1 protein-coding gene is annotated in these 344 nt (G+C 55.8%); it reads left to right on the top strand.

What is annotated here, in order from left to right; all coding sequences use genetic code 11:
* The coding region (locus NTD86_RS08685; protein ID WP_262201790.1) for a transposase at positions 1-344 on the top strand (344 nt) is incomplete at both ends.

The following is a 344-nucleotide window of genomic DNA, read 5'->3' as shown; positions in this document are numbered from 1 at the left end:
GCTTATATCCCCAGCCTGCGCGGCCGTCCTCGCAAACGCTGCCGATGGTTGCTGGCCGACAAGGGATACGATGCTGAAGCTCTGCGTCGCTACTGTGATCGCTATCGGATGCAGCCTGTAATCCCGTTACGCGACATGAAGCGCAAAGCTAAGCCGGGCCTGCCCAGACTGTTTGATCGACCCAAATACCGGCAGCGCAATATCATAGAACGCATGTTCGGCTGGCTGAAGGAAAATCGACGCATCGTTACGCGCTTCGACAAGCTCGCAACAAGTTTTGCGGCGATGGTCTCATTGGCCTGCGCCATGCGGTGTTTGCGACAATACTTTTCGTACAGAGCCTA

Origin of the sequence: Pseudomonas sp. 7P_10.2_Bac1, from assembly GCF_025465935.1 — a bacterium.
Taxonomy (GTDB): Bacteria; Pseudomonadota; Gammaproteobacteria; order Pseudomonadales; family Pseudomonadaceae; genus Aquipseudomonas.
This window is presented reverse-complemented; position numbering and strand designations above follow the sequence as displayed.